2 protein-coding genes are annotated in these 17,515 nt (G+C 74.1%); both read right to left on the bottom strand.

Features of this window, described 5'->3' with window-relative positions:
- Positions 1 to 944: beta-ketoacyl synthase N-terminal-like domain-containing protein (locus tag ACFVXJ_RS30210; RefSeq protein WP_389666534.1), on the bottom strand; the 944-nt coding region annotated here is incomplete at its 3' end.
- 167 nt (positions 945 to 1,111) lie between these two features.
- Positions 1,112 to 17,479 carry a type I polyketide synthase gene (locus tag ACFVXJ_RS30215; protein WP_389666539.1) on the bottom strand — a complete coding sequence of 5,456 codons (16,368 nt, stop codon included), beginning with the start codon at positions 17,477 to 17,479 and terminating at the stop codon, positions 1,112 to 1,114.
- Positions 17,480 to 17,515: the final 36 nt, after the last annotated feature.

Here is a 17,515-nt window from a genome sequence, read left to right on the forward strand (position 1 = left end):
GAGGGGCCGTTGGGGGCGGTCAGACCGTTGCTCGCGCCGTCCTGGTTGACCGCCGAACCGCGCACCACCGCCAACACCGGGTGCCCGTTGCGCTGCGCGTCCGACAGCCGCTCGACGAGCAGCATGCCGACGCCCTCGCCCCAGCCCGTGCCGTCGGCGGCGGCGGCGAAGGGCTTGCAGCGGCCGTCCGGGGCGAGCCCGCGCTGACGGCTGAACTCGGTGAAGGTGGCCGGGGTCGCCATTACGGTGACACCACCGGCCAGGGCCAGCGAGCACTCTCCGGCGCGCAGCGCCTGCACGGCCAGGTGCAGGGCGACCAACGACGACGAGCAGGCCGTGTCGATGGTGACCGCGGGGCCTTCGAGGCCGAAGGTGTAGGCGACGCGGCCGGAGGCGATGCTGCCGGAGCTACCGGTGCCGAGGAAGCCCTCGACGCCTTCGGGCACGGAGTCGAGGCGGGCGGTGTAGTCGTGGTACATCACACCGGCGAAGACGGCGGTCCTGCTGCCGCGTACGGACGACGGGTCGATGCCCGCCCGCTCGAACGCCTCCCACGAGGCTTCGAGCAGCAGCCGCTGCTGCGGGTCCATCGCCAGTGCCTCGCGCGGCGAGATCCCGAAGGGGGCGGGGTCGAAGCGGGCGGCGTCGTAGAGGAAGCCGCCCTCGCCGACGTAGCTGGATCCGGCGCTGTCGGGGTCGGCGTCGTACAGCGACTCCACGTCCCAGCCGCGGTCGACCGGGAAGCCGGAGATCGCGTCGTCGCCGTTCTCGACGAGACGCCACAGGTCCTCGGGGGTGCGGACGCCCCCGGGGTAGCGGCAGCTCATCGCGACGATGGCGATGGGCTCCTGGTTCTTCTCCTCGACCTCGCGGAGCCGCCTGCGGGCCTGGCGCAGATCGGCGGTCGCCCGCTTCAGGTAGTCGCGAAGCTTGTCCTCGTTCACCATTGCGTGGGCTCCATGCCAGAGAGGCGGTTGTACGGGTAGGTCGTCCGGGGGCCCGGGGTCCCGGCGTGCGGGACCCCGGACGGGGCGGGGGTTCTGCGGGGGGCCGGCCGGGCGCCGCCGGCCGCTCGGGGAGCGGGGGCGGGGCGCCCGTGTCCGTCCGGTTGTCAGGAGGCGCCGAGCTCGTCGTCGAGCAGGTCGAACAGCTCGTCGTCGGTCGCCGTTTCAAGGTCGTCGGCGACGTCCTGGTCGTCGGCGCCGCTCGCGTCCTGTGCGTCGGTCCACTTGGTCATGAGTGCCTGGAGGCGCATCGTGATCCGCGAGCGCGTGACGCCGTCCGTGTCGGCCGCGCTCAGGGCGGCCTCCAGCCGGTCGAGTTCTCCGAAGACGGACGGACCGTCGTCGTCGAGGGGCAGTGCCGAGCGGAGGTGCCCGCTCAGCGCTTCGGGGGTCGGGTAGTCGAAGATGAGCGTGGCCGGCAGTCGCAGCCCGGCGGCCGCGCCCAGCCGGTTGCGCAGCTCGACCGCGGTGAGGGAGTCGAAGCCGAGCTCCTTGAACGCGGTGCCCGGTTCGATGGCGGCCGCGCCGCTGTGTCCCAGCACCTGGGCGACCTGGGTGCAGACCAGGTCCAGCAGCACCCGGTCCCGTTCGGCGGGCGGCAGTTGGGCGAGCCGCTGCGCGAGCGAGTCCGGACCGTCGGCCGCCGTTCCGCTCGCCCTGCGCCGCACCGGGGTACGGAGCAGTCCGCGCAGCAACGGCGGCACGGTGTCGCCGACCTGGGCCTGGAGCGCCGGCAGGTCGAGCCGGGCGGGTACGAGCACGGGCGCGGTCCGGGCGTCCTCGGGCACGGCGCCGGACGGTGCCCCGCCGGACAGGCCCGTGTCGAAGAGTGCGAGGCCCTCGGCCACCGACAGGGGGATCATCCCGCCCCGGCCGCCCAGCCGTCGCCGGTCCCGCTCGTCGAGCGTGGCGGCCATGCCCGCCTCGTCGTCCCACAGGCCCCAGGCCAGCGAGACGGCGGTGCGACCCTGCGCCCGGCGATGCTGGGCGAGGGCGTCCAGGAAGGTGTTGCCCGCCGCGTAGTTGGCCTGGCCCGCGTTGCCGAACACACCGGCGGCCGACGAGAACAGGACGAACGCGTCCAGGTCCAGCCCGCGCGTGAGTTCGTGCAGGTTCCACGCCGCGTCCACCTTGGGCCGCAGGACGCGCTCCATCCGCTCGGCCGTCAGCGTCTCGACGGTGGCGTCGTCCAGGACGCCCGCCGTGTGCACGACGGCCGTCAGCGGGTGCTCGGCGGGTACGGAGCCGAGCAGCGCGGCCAGCGCCGCCCGGTCGGCCACGTCACACGCCGCCCACGTCACGTGCGCACCCAACCCGGCCAGCGTGGCGGTCAACTCCGCCGCACCCTCGGCCTCCCCACCCCGACGGCCGACGAGCAGCAGGTGCCGTACACCGTGCTCGGCGACCAGATGCCCGGCGAGCAGGCCGCCGAGGGTTCCGGTGGCCCCGGTGACGAGGACGGTGCCTTCCGGGTCCAGACCGTGGCCGGGGGCCGCGCCGTCCGTGGCGGGCGCGATGACCGCCCGGGTGAGCCGGGGGGCCAGGACGGCCCCGTCCCGTAGGGCCAGCTGCGTCTCGGCGGCGTCCAGGGCGGCGGGCAGTGCCCGGTAGGAGGCGTCCGCCCCGTCCAGGTCGACCAGCACGAACCGGTCCGGGTGCTCGGCCTGCGCGGAGCGCACCAGGCCCCACACTGCGGCGTGCGCCAGGTCCCGCACGTCCTCCTCGGCGTCCGTCGCGACGGCGCCCCGGGTGACGAGCGCCAGTCGCGAGGCGGCGAACCGCTCCTCGGCCAGCCAGGACCGGACCAGTCGCAGCGCGTGCCCGGCCGCGTGGTGCGCGGCCGGTACCAGGCCCTCCGCCGCTTCGGGGCCGGGTGCCAGGGAGACGAGCACCGTGTCGGGGGTCGGTTCCCCGAGCGCCGCGGCGAGTTCGATCGCGTCCGCGAGGGCCGTCAGGTCCGGGTACGTTCCGGTGGCTTCTCCGGCGGCATCGTCAGTACCGGGGGCGTCCGCGCCGAACGGGGCGGCCCGCTCCAGCACCCCGGCCCGCTCCAGCGCCGCGCCCAGCCCCAGCGGGTCGGCGCCCGCCAGGGCCCAGCGCCCACCGACGGGCGGCTGCACCTCGGGCAGGGACAGGACGGGCCAGTCGACCCGGAACAGCGCGTCGCGCACCGGACCCGTCCCGGCGTCGTCGAAGGCGTCGACGGACACCGGGCGCAGCACCAGCGAGTCGGCCGTCAGCACGGGCCGCCCCGCCTCGTCCGCGAGGGTCAGCGCCACCGCGTCCTGGCCGGCGGCCGGTGCCATCCGCACCCGCAGCGCCGTCGCTCCCGAGGCGTGCAGCCGTACGGTGTCCCACGAGAACGGAAGCCGCGCTCCGCCGGGCCCGCCGGGGAAGAAGTCCCCCAGGCCGACCGCGTGCAGGGCGGCGTCGAGCAGCGCCGGGTGGATGCCGAACAGGGCTCCCTCGGACTCCCGTTCCGCGTCGAGGGCCACCTCGGCGAACACCTCGTCACCGCGCCGCCAGGCGAGCCGCAGGTTGCGGAACGCCGGACCGTACCCGAGCCCGATGGCGTCGAACGACGGATACAGGTCCTCCACCGCGCAGGCGACCGCCCCGGCGGGGGGCCATGCGGACGGCTCCGCGCCGTCGTCCGCGACCGTCCCGGCCGCCTCGCCGGCCTCGCCCGCGGCGGACAGGACACCGCTCGCGTGCCGGGTCCAGGGCTCTTCGGCCGCGGACTCCTCGGCGCGGGAGTAGACGTGGAACGCCCGCCGTCCCGACGCGTCGGGTTCCGCCACGGTGAGCCGCAATTGGATCGCGCCCGCCTCGGGCAGCGTCAGCGGGGCCTCCAGGGTGAGGTCCTCCAGCAGGTCACAGCCCGCGTGGTCCCCGGCCCGCACGGCCAGCTCCACCAGGGCCGCGCCCGGCAGCAGCACCGCGGCGCCCACTCTGTGATCGGCCAGCCAGGGGTGCGTACGGAGCGAGAGCCGCCCGGTGAACAGGAACCCGTCCGAGTCCGGCAGCTCGACCGCCGCACCCAGCAGCGGGTGCGCGACCGGGCCGAGCCCCGCCGAGGTGACGTCCCCGCCCAGCACGTGCGCGGGGGCCTCCAGCCAGTACCGCTGCCGCTGGAAGGGGTACGTCGGCAGGTCGACGCGGCGGGCGCCGGTGCCGGAGAAGTACGCCTCCCAGTCGATGCCGGTCCCCCGCACCTGGGCGCGTGCCAGGGCCGAGGTGATCGTCTCCCCCTCGGGCCGGCCCTTGCGCAGGGCGGCCAAGAAGGCGACGTTCCCGTCGTCGGTCAGGCACTCCTGGGCGAGGGCGGAGAGGATGCCGTCGGGGCCGAGTTCGAGGTACGTGGTGACCCCGGCGGCTTCGAGGGTGCGTACGCCGTCCAGGAAGCGGACCGCCTCGCGGACGTGCCGGACCCAGAAGTCGGCCGAACCCATCTCGTCGGTCACCAGCGCGCCGGTGAGGTTGGAGACGACCGGGATCCGCGGGGAGGCGTAGGACAGGCTCTCGGCGACCTTGCGGAAGTCGGCGAGCATGTCGTCCATGTGCGGCGAATGGAACGCGTGACTGACCGTCAGACGCTTGGTCTTACGACCCTGCGCCTCGAACGACCCGGCAATCACAAGCGCCGCGTCCTCGTCGCCGGCGATCACGACCGATTGCGGCCCGTTGATCGCAGCAACGCTGACCCGATCCGTCAGGAGCGGCAGGACCTCGTCCTCGGACGCCTGCACCGCGATCATCACGCCACCGGACGGCAGCGCCTGCATCAGCCGGCCGCGAGCGGCGACCAGGGTGCACGCGTCCTCCAGGGACAGCACTCCGGCCACATGCGCGGCCGTGATCTCGCCGATCGAGTGACCGGCCAGGAAGTCGGGCTTCACACCCCAGGACTCCACCAGCCGGAACAACGCCACCTCGACCGCGAACAGCGCGGGCTGGGTGTACTCCGTCCGATCCAGTAGGTCGCCGTCCGACCCGAACAACGCCTCCTTCAGGGGCAGTTCGAGGTGTGCGCAGACGGCGTCCAGCGCCTCCGCGAACACCGGATAGGTGTCGTACAGCTCCCGGCCCATGCCCGGCCGCTGACTGCCCTGCCCCGTGAACAGGAACGCGAGCTTGCCGCCGGCCGGAGAGCCCTCGACCAGGTGGGCGGCGGTGCCGCCCTCGGCCAGCGCGGCGAGGCCCGTCAGGAAGTCCTCGCGCTCCTCGGCCACCACGGCCGCCCTGCGGTCGAGTGCCGTCCGGCTCGTCGCCAGGGCGTACCCGATGTCGGCGAGGGACAGTTCGGGATGCTCGACGGCGTACGTCCGCAGCCGGGCGGCCTGTTCGCGCAGGGCGTCCTGGTTCTTCGCCGAGAGGAGCCACGGGAGGCTGCCGGGCGCACGCTCCGGGAGCGCGGTGGCCTCGGGGACCTCCGCGTCGGGGGCCTGCTCGATGATGGTGTGGGCGTTCGTGCCGCTGAAGCCGAAGGACGATACGGCCGCCCGGCGCGGGCGGCCCGTCTCGGGCCACGCGCGCTGTTCCGTCAGCAGATCGATGTCACCGGCCGACCAGTCCACGTGCGGGGACGGCTCGTCCACGTGCAGCGTCTTGGGCACCACCCCGTGCCGCATCGCCTGCACCATCTTGATGACGCCCGCGACACCCGCCGCCGCCTGCGTGTGACCCATGTTCGACTTGATCGAACCCAACAGCAACGGCCGGTCCCCGGGCCGGTCCTGCCCGTACGTCGCCAACAGCGCCTGCGCCTCGATCGGATCACCCAGCGTCGTCCCCGTACCGTGCGCCTCCACCACGTCCACATCCGTGGCCGCCAAACCCGCACTCGCCAGCGCGGCACGGATCACCCGCTGCTGGGAAGGGCCGTTCGGCGCGGTCAGACCGTTGCTCGCACCGTCCTGGTTGACCGCCGAGCCACGCACCACCGCGAGCACCGGATGGCCCTTGGCCCGGGCGTCCGACAACCGCTCCACCAGCAGGACGCCGGCGCCCTCGGACCACCCCGTGCCGTCGGCGTCGGCCGAGAATGCCTTGCAGCGGCCGTCGGCCGCGAGCCCGCGCTGACGGCTGAACTCGATGAACGGCGCGGGGGTCGCCATGACCGTCACCCCGCCCGCGAGAGCCAGCGTGCACTCGCCGTTGCGGAGTGCCTGGACGGCCAGGTGCAGGGCGACCAACGACGACGAGCAGGCCGTGTCGACGGTGACCGCCGGGCCTTCGAGCCCGAAGGCGTACGACAGCCGGCCGGAGATGACGCTGGCGGCGTTGCCGGTGCCGAGGAAGCCCTCGACGCCCTCGGGGAGTGCGGTGAGCCTGGACGCGTAGTCGTGGTACATGACGCCCGCGAACACCCCGGTCCGGCTGCCGCGCAGGGTGGCCGGGTCGATGCCCGCCCGCTCGAACGCCTCCCACGAGGTTTCCAGCAGCAGTCGCTGCTGCGGGTCCATCGCCACGGCCTCGCGCGGCGAGATGCCGAAGAACGACGGGTCGAAGTGGCCCGCGTCCCGGACGAAGCCGCCCTCACGGGCGTAGCTGGTGCCCTGCTGGTCCGGGTCGGCGTCGAACAGCGCGTCCACGTCCCAGCCACGGTCCTCCGGGAAGCCGGAGATGGCGTCCCGGCCCTCCAGGACGAGCCGCCACAGGTCCTCGGGGGTGTCCACGCCGCCGGGATAGCGGCAGCCGAGGCCCACGATCGCGATGGGCTCGTCGTCCCGAACCGCCACGGTGCCGGGACCGGCCGCGGCGGGCGCGGCTCCGACGAGCTGGGCGCGCAGGTGGTCCGCCAGCACGGCCGGGGTCGGGTAGTCGAAGACGAGCGTGGCGGGGAGCCGCAGCCCCGTCGCCGCGGCGATCAGGTTGCGCAGCTCCACGGCGGTCAGCGAGTCGAAGCCCAGCTCGCGGAAGGAGCGGTCGGTCCCGACGGCCTCCGGTCCGGCGTACCCGAGGACGCCGGCCACCTGGGCACGAACGGTCTCGAGGAGGTACGCGGTCTGTTCGGAGACGGTCAGCCGGGCGAGGTGTTCCGACATCGCGCCCGCGCCGCCGTCGGCGCCGGTCCCGGTGCTGCTCGCGGTGCGGCGGGTGGGGGTACGGACGAGTCCGCTCAGTAGCGGCGGGAGCATCCCACCACCGGCCGCCTGCGCCCGCAGGGCCGCAAGGTCCAACTTGACCGGCACGAACAACGCCTGCCCGGACACCGACACGGCGTCGAACAGTGCCACACCCTCCTCGGCGGACAAGGCGGCCACACCACCACGGTTCAGGCGCTCCCGGTCGGTCCGATCGAGTTCGCCCGCCATGCCGCCTTCCTCGGCCCACAGGCCCCAGGCCAGGGAGGTCGCGGGCAGACCCGCAGCCCGACGATGCTGCGCCAACCCGTCCAGGAACACGTTCGCAGCCGCATAATTCGCCTGCCCCGCACCACCGAACACACCGGCAGCCGACGAGAACGACACGAACGCCGACAGACCCAGATCACGCGTCAACACATGCAGGTTCCACGCCCCGTCCACCTTCGGACGCAACACACCCGACAAACGCTCCCCGCTCAGCGAGCCGACGACACCGTCGTCCAACACACCCGCCGTATGCACCACAGCCGTCAACGGATGCGCGACAGACACCCCCGACAACACCGACGCCAAACCATCCCGATCGGCGACATCACACGCCGCCCACGACACCTCCGCACCCAAACCGACCAACTCACGCGTCAACGCGACAGCACCAGCAGCCTCACCACCACGCCGACTCACCAACAACAGATGCCGCACACCACGCTCAGCCACCAAATGCCGAGCGAACAACCCACCCAACGTGCCACCCGCACCCGTCACCAACACCGTGCCGGCAGGATCCCACTCGGACCCCACGGAACCATCGGCAACAGCCCGGGCCAACCTCGGCACCAACAGCGCACCGCCACGAACCGCAACCTCCGGCTCCCCTGCCTCCAGGGCTGACGCGACCGCCCGCTCGGGCAGGCCGTGGTCGTCGATGTCGACCAGACCGAACCGGCCGGGGTGCTCGGTGCCGGCAGACCGGACCAGACCCCGTACCGCCGCGCCCGCAAGGTCGCGGACGGGCTCGGAGGGACCGGTCGCGACCGCTCCGTGCGTGACGAACACCAGGCGCGCGTCCGCGAACCGCTCGTCCGCGAGCCATGCCTGTACGAGGGCGAGCGCGTCGGAGGTCCGCACGTGCACCGCGCCCGGCAACACGCCCTCGTCCGCGTCCACGTCCGTGCCGGTGCTGACGAAGACCAGCCTCGGCACGTCGACGACCGACTCGGTGAGGGCCGTCAGGTCGGAGTACGGTGCGGAGTCCAGTCCCGGGATCTCCGCGCCGACCACGGCCCGCGGAATTGCCGTCGGCGCGGCCGTCCGGTCGGCCGGGAGGGCGGTCCAGTCGATGCCGTACAGGGACTCGTGCCGACCGCCGCTCGCGGCGCCGATCTGCTCGGCCGACACCTCCCGCAGGGTCAGCGCGTCCACCGAGGCGACGGGGCCACCCGCCGCGTCGGCAAGGTCCAACGACACCGTGTCCGGGCCGGCGGCGGCCAGGCGGACCCGTACCGCCGAAGCGCCGGTCGCGTGCAGCCGGACACCGCTCCAGGCGAACGGCAACCGAGCTCCACCGGACGCCCCTTCGCCCTCGGATCCGGTCAACAGGCCGCCCAGGGCCAGGGTGTGCAGCGCCGAGTCGAGCAGGGCGGGGTGCAGCCCGAAGGAACCGGCGTCGGACTGCGCGTCGACGGGCAGGGCGAGTTCGGCGAACAGTTCGCCGTCCCGTCGCCAGGCCGCCCGCAGCCCCCGGAACAGGGGCCCGTAGGCCAGTCCGGACGCGTCGAGCACGTCGTACGCGGCGTCCACCGGTACGGGAACCGCCTCGACCGGCGGCCATACGGCGAGGTCGGCGCCCGCGTCCCGAACGTCGTCCGCCAGCAGGCCGTCGGCGTGCCGCACCCACGGCCCGTCCTCGTCCTCTGCGTCGGGACGCGAGTGGACGGACACGGTGCGGCGGCCGGCGCCGTCAGGCGGACCGACCGCGACCTGCACCTGGACGGTGCCCGATTCCGGCAGGACCAGCGGCGCCTGGAGCGTCAGCTCGTCCAGGGCGCGGGTGCCGACGCGTTCGCCCGCGTACAGGGCCAGCTCCACGAGAGCCGTGCCGGGAAGCAGGACGGAACCCATGACGGCGTGATCCGCCAGCCACGGGTGCGTCCGCAGCGAGAGCCGGCCGGTGAACACGTGCTCGTCGGAGCCCGCGAGCGCGACGGCCGCGCCCAGCAGCGGGTGCCCCGCCGCGGCCAGGCCGAGCCCGTGGGCGTCGCCGGGCAGGGCCGTGCCCGTCTCCGGCCAGTAGCGCTCCCGCTGGAACGCGTACGTGGGCAGATCGACGCGCCGGGCGCCGGTACCGGCGAAGTACGCCTCCCAGTCGACGGGCGTGCCGTGGGTGTGCGCCTGGGCGAGGGCGGTGTTCAGGGTCTCGACCTCGGGCCGGCCGGCCCGGAGGACGGGCACGAAGACGGCGGCTGCCTCCTCGACGAGGCAGTCCTGCGCCGGCGCGGACAGGACCCCGTCGGGGCCGAGTTCCAGGTACGTGGTGACGCCCTCGGCTTCCAGGAACCGGATTCCGTCCAGGAAGCGGACGGTGTCGCGGACGTGCCGTACCCAGAAGTCGGCGGACGCCATCTCGTCCGTGACCAGCGCGCCGGTCAGGTTCGACACCAGCGGGATACGGGGGGACTCGTACGTGATGCCCTCGGCGACCTGGCGGAACGCGTCCAGCATCCCGTCCATGTGCGGCGAGTGGAACGCATGGCTGACGGTCAGGCGCTTGGTCTTCCGACCCTGCGCACGGAACCCGTCCGCGAGCGCCACCGCGACCGCCTCGTCGCCCGCGATCACGACCGACTGCGGCCCGTTGAGCGCGGCAATGCTCACCCGCTCGGTCAGCAGCGGCAGGACCTCGTCCTCCGACGCCTGCACCGCGATCATCACGCCACCGGACGGCAACGCCTGCATCAACCGGCCGCGCGCCGAAACCAGCGTGCACGCGTCCTCCAGCGAGAACACCCCCGCCACATGCGCGGCGGCGATCTCACCGATCGAATGCCCCGCCAGGAAGTCGGGCTTCAGACCCCATGACTCCACCAGTCGGAACAGCGCCACCTCGACCGCGAACAACGCCGGCTGCGTGTACTCCGTACGGTCCAGGGCGCTCGCGTCGTCGCCGAACAGCACATCCTTCACCGGCAGCTCAAGGTCGAGCCGCGCACAGACCGCGTCCAGCGCGTCGGCGAACACCGGATACGCGTCGTACAACTCCCTGCCCATGCCCAGCCGCTGGCTCCCCTGCCCCGTGAACAGGAACGCCGTACGGGTGCCCTTGCGAGCCGTACCCCGGACCAGCCCGGGGGCTGTCGGCCGGTCGGCGGCGAGGGCGTCCAGGGCGGCGGCGGCCGTGGCGCCGTCCGTCGCGAGGACGACGGCGCGGTGGTCGAAGGGCGCCCGGCCCGTGGCGAGCGAGTAGGCCAGGTCCGTGAGGGGGGTGTCGGAGTGGGCCGCCAGGTGGTCGCGGAGTGCGCGGGCCTGGGCGGCGAGGGCGTCGGCGCCGCGGCCCGAGACGCGCAGGGGCAGCAGGGGCAGCGGGCGTGGGGCGGTCCGTCCGCCGGTACCGGCGTCGGTGTCGGCGTCGGGGGCGCCCGAAGGAGCGTCGTCCGGGGCCTGTTCGATGATGGTGTGGGCGTTGGTGCCGCTGATGCCGAACGAGGAGACGCCGGCCCGGCGCGGCCGGCCGGTCTCGGGCCACGGCACCGATTCGGTGAGCAGCGTGACCGCGCCTTCCGACCAGTCGACGTGCCGGGTCGGCTGCTCGGCGTGGAGGGTCCTGGGCAGCACGCCGTGCCGCATGGCGAGCACCATCTTGATGACGCCGGCGACACCGGCGGCGGCCTGGGTGTGCCCCATGTTGGACTTGATGGAGCCGAGCAGCAGCGGCTGTCCCTCGGGCCGGTCCTGACCGTAGGTGGCCAGCAGTGCCTGCGCCTCGATCGGGTCGCCGAGCGTCGTGCCCGTACCGTGTGCCTCCACCGCGTCGACGTCACCGGCCGACAGCCCGGCGCTCGCCAGCGCGGCACGGATCACGCGCTGCTGGGAGGGGCCGTTGGGGGCGGTGAGGCCGTTGCTCGCGCCGTCCTGGTTGACGGCGGACCCACGCACGACCGCCAGGACCGGGTGACCGTTGCGGCGGGCGTCCGACAGCCGCTCGACGAGCAGCATGCCGACGCCCTCGCCCCAGCCCGTACCGTCCGCGTCGGCGGAGAAGGCGCGGCAGCGGCCGTCGGTGGACAGGCCGCGCTGGCGGCTGAAACCGACGAACGTGCCGGGGGTGGCCATGACGGTGACGCCGCCGGCCAGGGCCATGTCGCATTCGCCGGTGCGCAGCGCCTGGATCGCCATGTGCAGGGCGACCAGTGACGACGAGCAGGCCGTGTCGATGGTGACGGCGGGGCCTTCGAGGCCGAAGGTGTACGAGACCCGGCCGGAGGCGATGCTGCCGGTGCTGCCCGAGCCGAGGGAGCCTTCCGCTCCGCCGGCCGAGCTCTCCAACAGGGCGGCGTAGTCGTGGTACATCACACCGGCGAAGACGCCCGTTCGGCTGCCCCGCACGGTGGCGGGGTCGATGCCGGCCCGCTCGAACGCCTCCCAGGTGGTCTCCAGGAGGAGCCGCTGCTGCGGGTCGGTCCCGACGGCCTCGCGGGGCGAGATCCCGAAGAACGTCGGGTCGAAGGCGGCGGCGTCGTGCAGGAAGCCGCCGTGGCGGGTGTACGAGGTGCCCGGGTGGTCCGGGTCGGGGTCGTACAGCGACTCGACGTCCCAGCCGCGGTCGTCCGGGAAGCCGGAGATGGCGTCGCCGCCGCGCTCCAGGAGCCGCCACAGCTCCTCTGGGCTGGTCACGCCGCCGGGGAAGCGGCAGCTCATCGCCACGATCGCGATCGGGTCGTCGTCCGCGGGGGTGGGTGCGGGCCCGGCGGGAGCGGGGGTGCGGTGGGTGCCGGCGAGTTCGACGGACAGGTGGCGGGCGAGGGCGAGCGCGGTCGGGTGGTCGAAGATCAGGGTGGCGGGCAGGCGACGGCCGGCGGCCGCGCCCAAGCGGTTGCGCAGCTCGACCGCGGTGAGGGAGTCGAAGCCGAGGTCGCTGAAGGCGTGCTCGGGGTCGATGGCGTCGGGGGAACCGTGGCCCAGTACGTCGGCGACGTGGGTGCGGACCAGGTCGAGGAGCAGCCGCTCCCGCTCGGGTGCGTCGAGGCCGCCGAGCCGCTGTTCCAGGGCGGAAGCCTCCGTCGTGCCCCGTACGGCGGAGGCCGAGGCGGCGCGCCGGGCGGGCGGGCGGACCAGCCCGCGCAGCAGTGGGGGTACGTCGATCCCGGGGGTGGCGACGGGGAGGGCCAGCCGCATGGGTACGAGGAGGCCGTGTCCGGCGGTGCCGGGCCGGTCTCCGGCCGTGTCCAGGGTGCGGGCGAGGTCGAGGAGCGCGAGGCCCTCGTCGGCGGTGAGGCCGTGGACGCCGGCGCGCTCCATCCGGTCGAGGTCGGCCCGGTCGAGTGCGCCCGCCATGCCCTCGGTGTCCTGCCACAGGCCCCAGGCCAGTGACTGGCCGGCGAGCCCGTGGGCGCGCCGGTGCTGGGCGAGGGCGTCGAGGAAGGAGTTGGCGGCGGCGTAGTTGCCCTGACCGGGTGCGCCGAAGACTCCGGCGGCGGAGGAGAAGAGGACGAAGGCCGACAGGTCGAGGTCGCGGGTCAGTTCGTGCAGGTGCAGGGCCGCGTCGACCTTGGGACGCAGGACGGTGTCCAGGCGTTCGGGGGTGAGCGAGTCGATGATGCCGTCGTCGAGGACACCGGCGGTGTGCACGACGGCCGTCAGCGGACGCTCCGACGGCACGGCGGCGAGCACCGCCGCCAACGCGTCGCGGTCCGCCGCGTCACACGCCGCCCACGTCACCTCCGCACCCGACGCGCCCAACTCACGGGCCAGTTCGGCCGCACCGGGCGCCAGCCCGCCCCGACGGCTCAACAACAGCAGACGCCGCACGCCGTGCTCGACGACCAGATGACGAGCCACCAGCCGGCCCAACGTACCGGTCGCGCCGGTGACCAGGACCGTACCCTCCACGTCGTACGACGGGACCGCTACCGGGGCCGTCCCCGCGGCGGGGACCTTGGCGAGCCGGGGCGCGTGCGCGGTGCCGTCGCGCAGGGCGAGTTGCGGCTCGCCTGTGGCGAGCAGGGAGTCCAGCGTGCGCAACCAGGTCTCGGTGGCGTCGGTGCCGGTGTCCGTGTCCGTGTCCGTGTCCACGAGGGTGAAGCGGCCCGGGTGTTCGGCCTGCGCGGAGCGCACCAGACCCCACAGCGCCGCGTGCACCGGGTCGGGGACCCGGTCGGCGGGCGTCGCGGCGACGGCGCCGTGCGTCAGCAGGACGAGGCGGGTGTCGGCGAGCCGGTCGTCGGCCGTCCAGTGCCGCAGCAGGTCGAGCGTCCGGTGGGCGGCGTGGTGGACCGCCTCGGGGGTGAGCGCCGACGGCCGGGAGTGCGGGACGAGGACGACGTCCGGTGCGTGGGCTCCCGCGTCGAGGGCCGCGGCCAGGTGGGCGAGGTCGGTGTGGTGGTGGACGTGCCGGCCCGGTTCGGGGGCCGCGCCGGTGGGCGGAGGTCCGCCGAGGACCGCCCAGCGCTGTCCGGCCGCGTCGGGGAGCGTCAGCGGGGTCCAGTCCACGCGGAACAGGGAGTCGTGGTGGCCGGTCCTCACCGGGGCAGTCTCGGCCGGTGAGGCCGTGCGGAGGGTGAGCGACGCGATGTCGGCGACGGGTTGTCCGGTGCCGTCGGCCAGGGCGACGGACACGGCGTCGGGGCCGGCCTTCGTCAGCCGTACGCGCAGCACCGTGGCACCCACGGCGTGCAGGGCGACCCCCGTCCAGGAGAACGGCAGCCGTCCCCGGCCGGTGTCCTCCACCAGTCCGGCCAGGCCGATGGTGTGCAGTGCCGCGTCGAGCAGCGCCGGGTGCAGGGCGAACAGGGAGGCGTCGGTGCTCTGTCCGGCGAGCGGTTCGATCTCGACGTAGGCGGCGTCCTCGCTCCGCCAGGCCGCGCGTACGCCCTGGAAGGCGGGGCCGTAGTCGAGGCCCGCCCCGGCGAGGCCGGTGTACAGGTCCTCGACGGGCAGCGGGGTGGCGCCGGCCGGGGGCCAGACGTCGGGGGCGAAGGACGGCCGCGGGGTGCCCTGGGCGAGGACGCCTTCGGCGTGCCGCGTCCAGGGTTCCGTGGTGTCGGCGTCGGGGCCGGCCGTGTCCGTCGCGGGTTCGGGGCGGGAGTACACGGCGAGGGAGCGGCGTCCGGTGGCGTCCGGGGCGCCGACCCACAGTTGGACCTGTACGCCGCCGTGCCCGGGCAGTACGAGCGGGGCGTGGAGGGTCAGTTCGTCGAGGAGGTCGCAGCCGACCTGGTCGCCGGCGCGGATGGCCAGCTCGACGAAGGCGGCGCCGGGCAGGACCGTGGCGCCCATGACGGCGTGGTCGGCGAGCCAGGGGTGGGTGTCGAGCGAGAGCCGGCCGGTGTAGAGGAAGCCGTCCGTGTCGGCGAGCGCCACGGCGGCGCCGAGCAGCGGGTGGTCGGCGGTGCCGAGTCCGGCCGCCGACATGTCGCCGGCCGGCCGGCCGGCGTCGAGCCAGTAGGTGTCGCGCTGGAAGGCGTACGTGGGCAGGTCGACGCGCCGGACCTCGGTGCCCGCGTAGTAGGCGTCCCAGTCGGGGGTCACCCCTCGGACGTGGAGCCGTGCCAGCGCGCCGGTCAGGCTCTCGGTTTCGGGACGGCCCTTGCGCAGGAGGGGTACGAAGGCGGCGGTGTCGCCGGTCGGGCACTCCTGGGCGAGGGCGGACAGCGTCCCGTCGGGGCCGAGTTCGACGTAGTGCGTGACGTTGCGGTCGGCGAGGGTGCGCACACCGTCGAGGAAGCGGACCGCCTCACGGACGTGGCGTACCCAGAAGTCGGCCGAGGCCGTCTCGTCGGTGACGCGGGTGCCGGTGAGGCCGGATACCAGCGGGATGCGGGGTGTCGCGAACGTGATGCCCTCGGCGACCTGGCGGAACGCGTCGAGCATCCCGTCCATGTGGGGCGAGTGGAACGCGTGACTGACGGTCAGGCGCTTGGTCTTGCGACCCTGCGCCTCGAAGGACCCGGCGATGGTCACCGCGTCCGCCTCGTCGCCCGCGATCACGACCGACTGCGGCCCGTTGATCGCGGCGATGCTGACCCGCTCGGTGAGCAGCGGCAGGACTTCGTCCTCCGCGGCCTGGACAGCGATCATCACGCCGCCGGCAGGCAGCGCCTGCATCAACCGGCCGCGTGCCGCGACCAGCGTGCAGGCGTCCTCCAGCGAGAACACCCCCGCCACGTGCGCGGCGGCGATCTCACCGATCGAGTGACCGGCCAGGAAGTCGGGCTTCAGACCCCAGCTCTCCACCAGCCGGAACAGCGCCACTTCGAGGGCGAACAGCGCGGGCTGGGTGTACTCCGTCCGGTCGAGCACGACTTCGTCGTCGCCGAACAGGACGTCCTTCAGGGGCCGTTGGAGGTGGCGGTCCAGGTGGGCGCAGACCGCGTCGAGCGCGGTCGCGAACGCCGGGTACGCCGCGTACAGTTCCCGCCCCATGCCCGGGCGCTGGCTGCCCTGCCCGGTGAACAGGAACGCCGTCTTCCCGGCGACCGGGCGGCCGAGGGTGACGCCGGTCGGGCCCGGGGCCGTGGCTTCGGGGGCGAGCGCGGCGAGGGTTTCCAGTGCGGCGGTGAGGCCCGGCTCGTCGGGGGCCGTGAGGACCGCGCGGTGGTCGAAGGTGGTGCGTCCGGTGGCGAGGGACCGGGCCGTGTCCCCGGCGCGAAGGCCGGGGTGGGCGGTCAGGTGGGCGTGGAGCCGCCGTGCCTGGTCGCGGAGGGCGGCCGGGGACTTGGCGGAGAGGACCCACAGCGGCGGTACGGGGGGCGCGACGGCGGCGGGGGTGGCTTCCGCGGACTCGTCGGCGTCGGGGGCCTGTTCCAGGATGGTGTGGGCGTTGGTGCCGCTGATGCCGAACGACGACACGCCGGCTCTGCGGGGGGCGCCGGTCTCGGGCCAGGGCGTCGGCTCGGTGAGCAGGGAGACGGCGCCCTCGCTCCAGTCGACGTCGGGAGTCGGTTCGTCGACGTGCAGGGTCTGCGGGAGCACCCCGTGGCGCATCGCCATGACCATTTTGATGATGCCGGCGACACCGGCGGCGGCCTGGGTGTGGCCCAGGTTCGACTTGATGGAGCCGAGCCACAGTGGGCGGCCGTCGGGGCGGTCCTGGCCGTAGGTGGCGAGGAGGGCCTGGGCCTCGATGGGGTCACCGAGGGTGGTACCCGTGCCGTGGGCCTCGACCGCGTCGATCTGGGTGGCCGACAGGCGCGCCCCGGCGAGGGCCTGGCGGATGACGCGCTGCTGGGAGGGGCCGTTGGGCGCGGTGAGACCGCTGCTGGCGCCGTCCTGGTTGACGGCGGAGCCCCGGACCAGCGCGAGGACGGGGTGGCCGTTCTTGCGGGCTTCGGAGAGCCGTTCGAGGACGAGCATGCCGGCGCCCTCGCCCCAGCCCGTACCGTCGGCGGCGGCGGCGAAGGACTTGCAGCGGCCGTCACCGGCCAGGCCGCGCTGGCGGCTGAACTCGGTGAACGTGCCGGGGGTGGACATGACGGTGACACCGCCGGCCAGGGCGAGCGTGCACTCGCCGTTGCGCAGGGCCTGGACGGCCAGGTGGACGGCGACCAACGACGAGGAGCAGGCGGTGTCGACGGTGACGGCGGGGCCTTCGAGGCCGAGGGTGTAGGCGATGCGGCCGGAGGCGATGCTGCCGGAGCTGCCGTTGCCGAGGAAGCCCTCGACCTCCTCGGGCACGCTGAACAGCCGTGCGGCGTAGTCGTGGTACATCAGGCCGGCGAAGACGCCGGTACGGCTGCCGCGCAGGGTGGCCGGGTCGATGCCGGCCCGCTCGAACGCCTCCCAGGAGGTTTCCAGCAGCAGCCGCTGCTGCGGGTCCATGGCGAGGGCCTCGCGGGGCGAGATGCCGAAGAAGGCGGCGTCGAACTCGGCGGCGTCGTGCAGGAAGCCGCCGACCCGTTCGTACGCCCCGATGCCCGACTCGGGGTCGGGGTCGAAGAGGACGTCGTCGTCCCACCCCCGGTCCGTGGGGTAGGCGGAGACGGCGTCGCCGCCGCGGGCGACGAGGTCCCACAGCCGTTCGGGGGTGTCGATGCCGCCGGGGTAGCGGCAGCTCATCGCCACGACCGCGATCGGCTCCTGCTCCCGCTCCTCCACCTCGCGCAGCCGTCGTCGTGCCTCGCGGAGATCGGTCGTCGCCCGCTTGAGGTAATCGAGGTACTTCTCCTCGTTCACCATTTACGCCATCCCCGTGGTCAGAGTCGGAAAGCT

The organism is Streptomyces sp. NPDC058279, from assembly GCF_042881255.1.
Classification (GTDB): domain Bacteria; phylum Actinomycetota; class Actinomycetes; order Streptomycetales; family Streptomycetaceae; genus Streptomyces.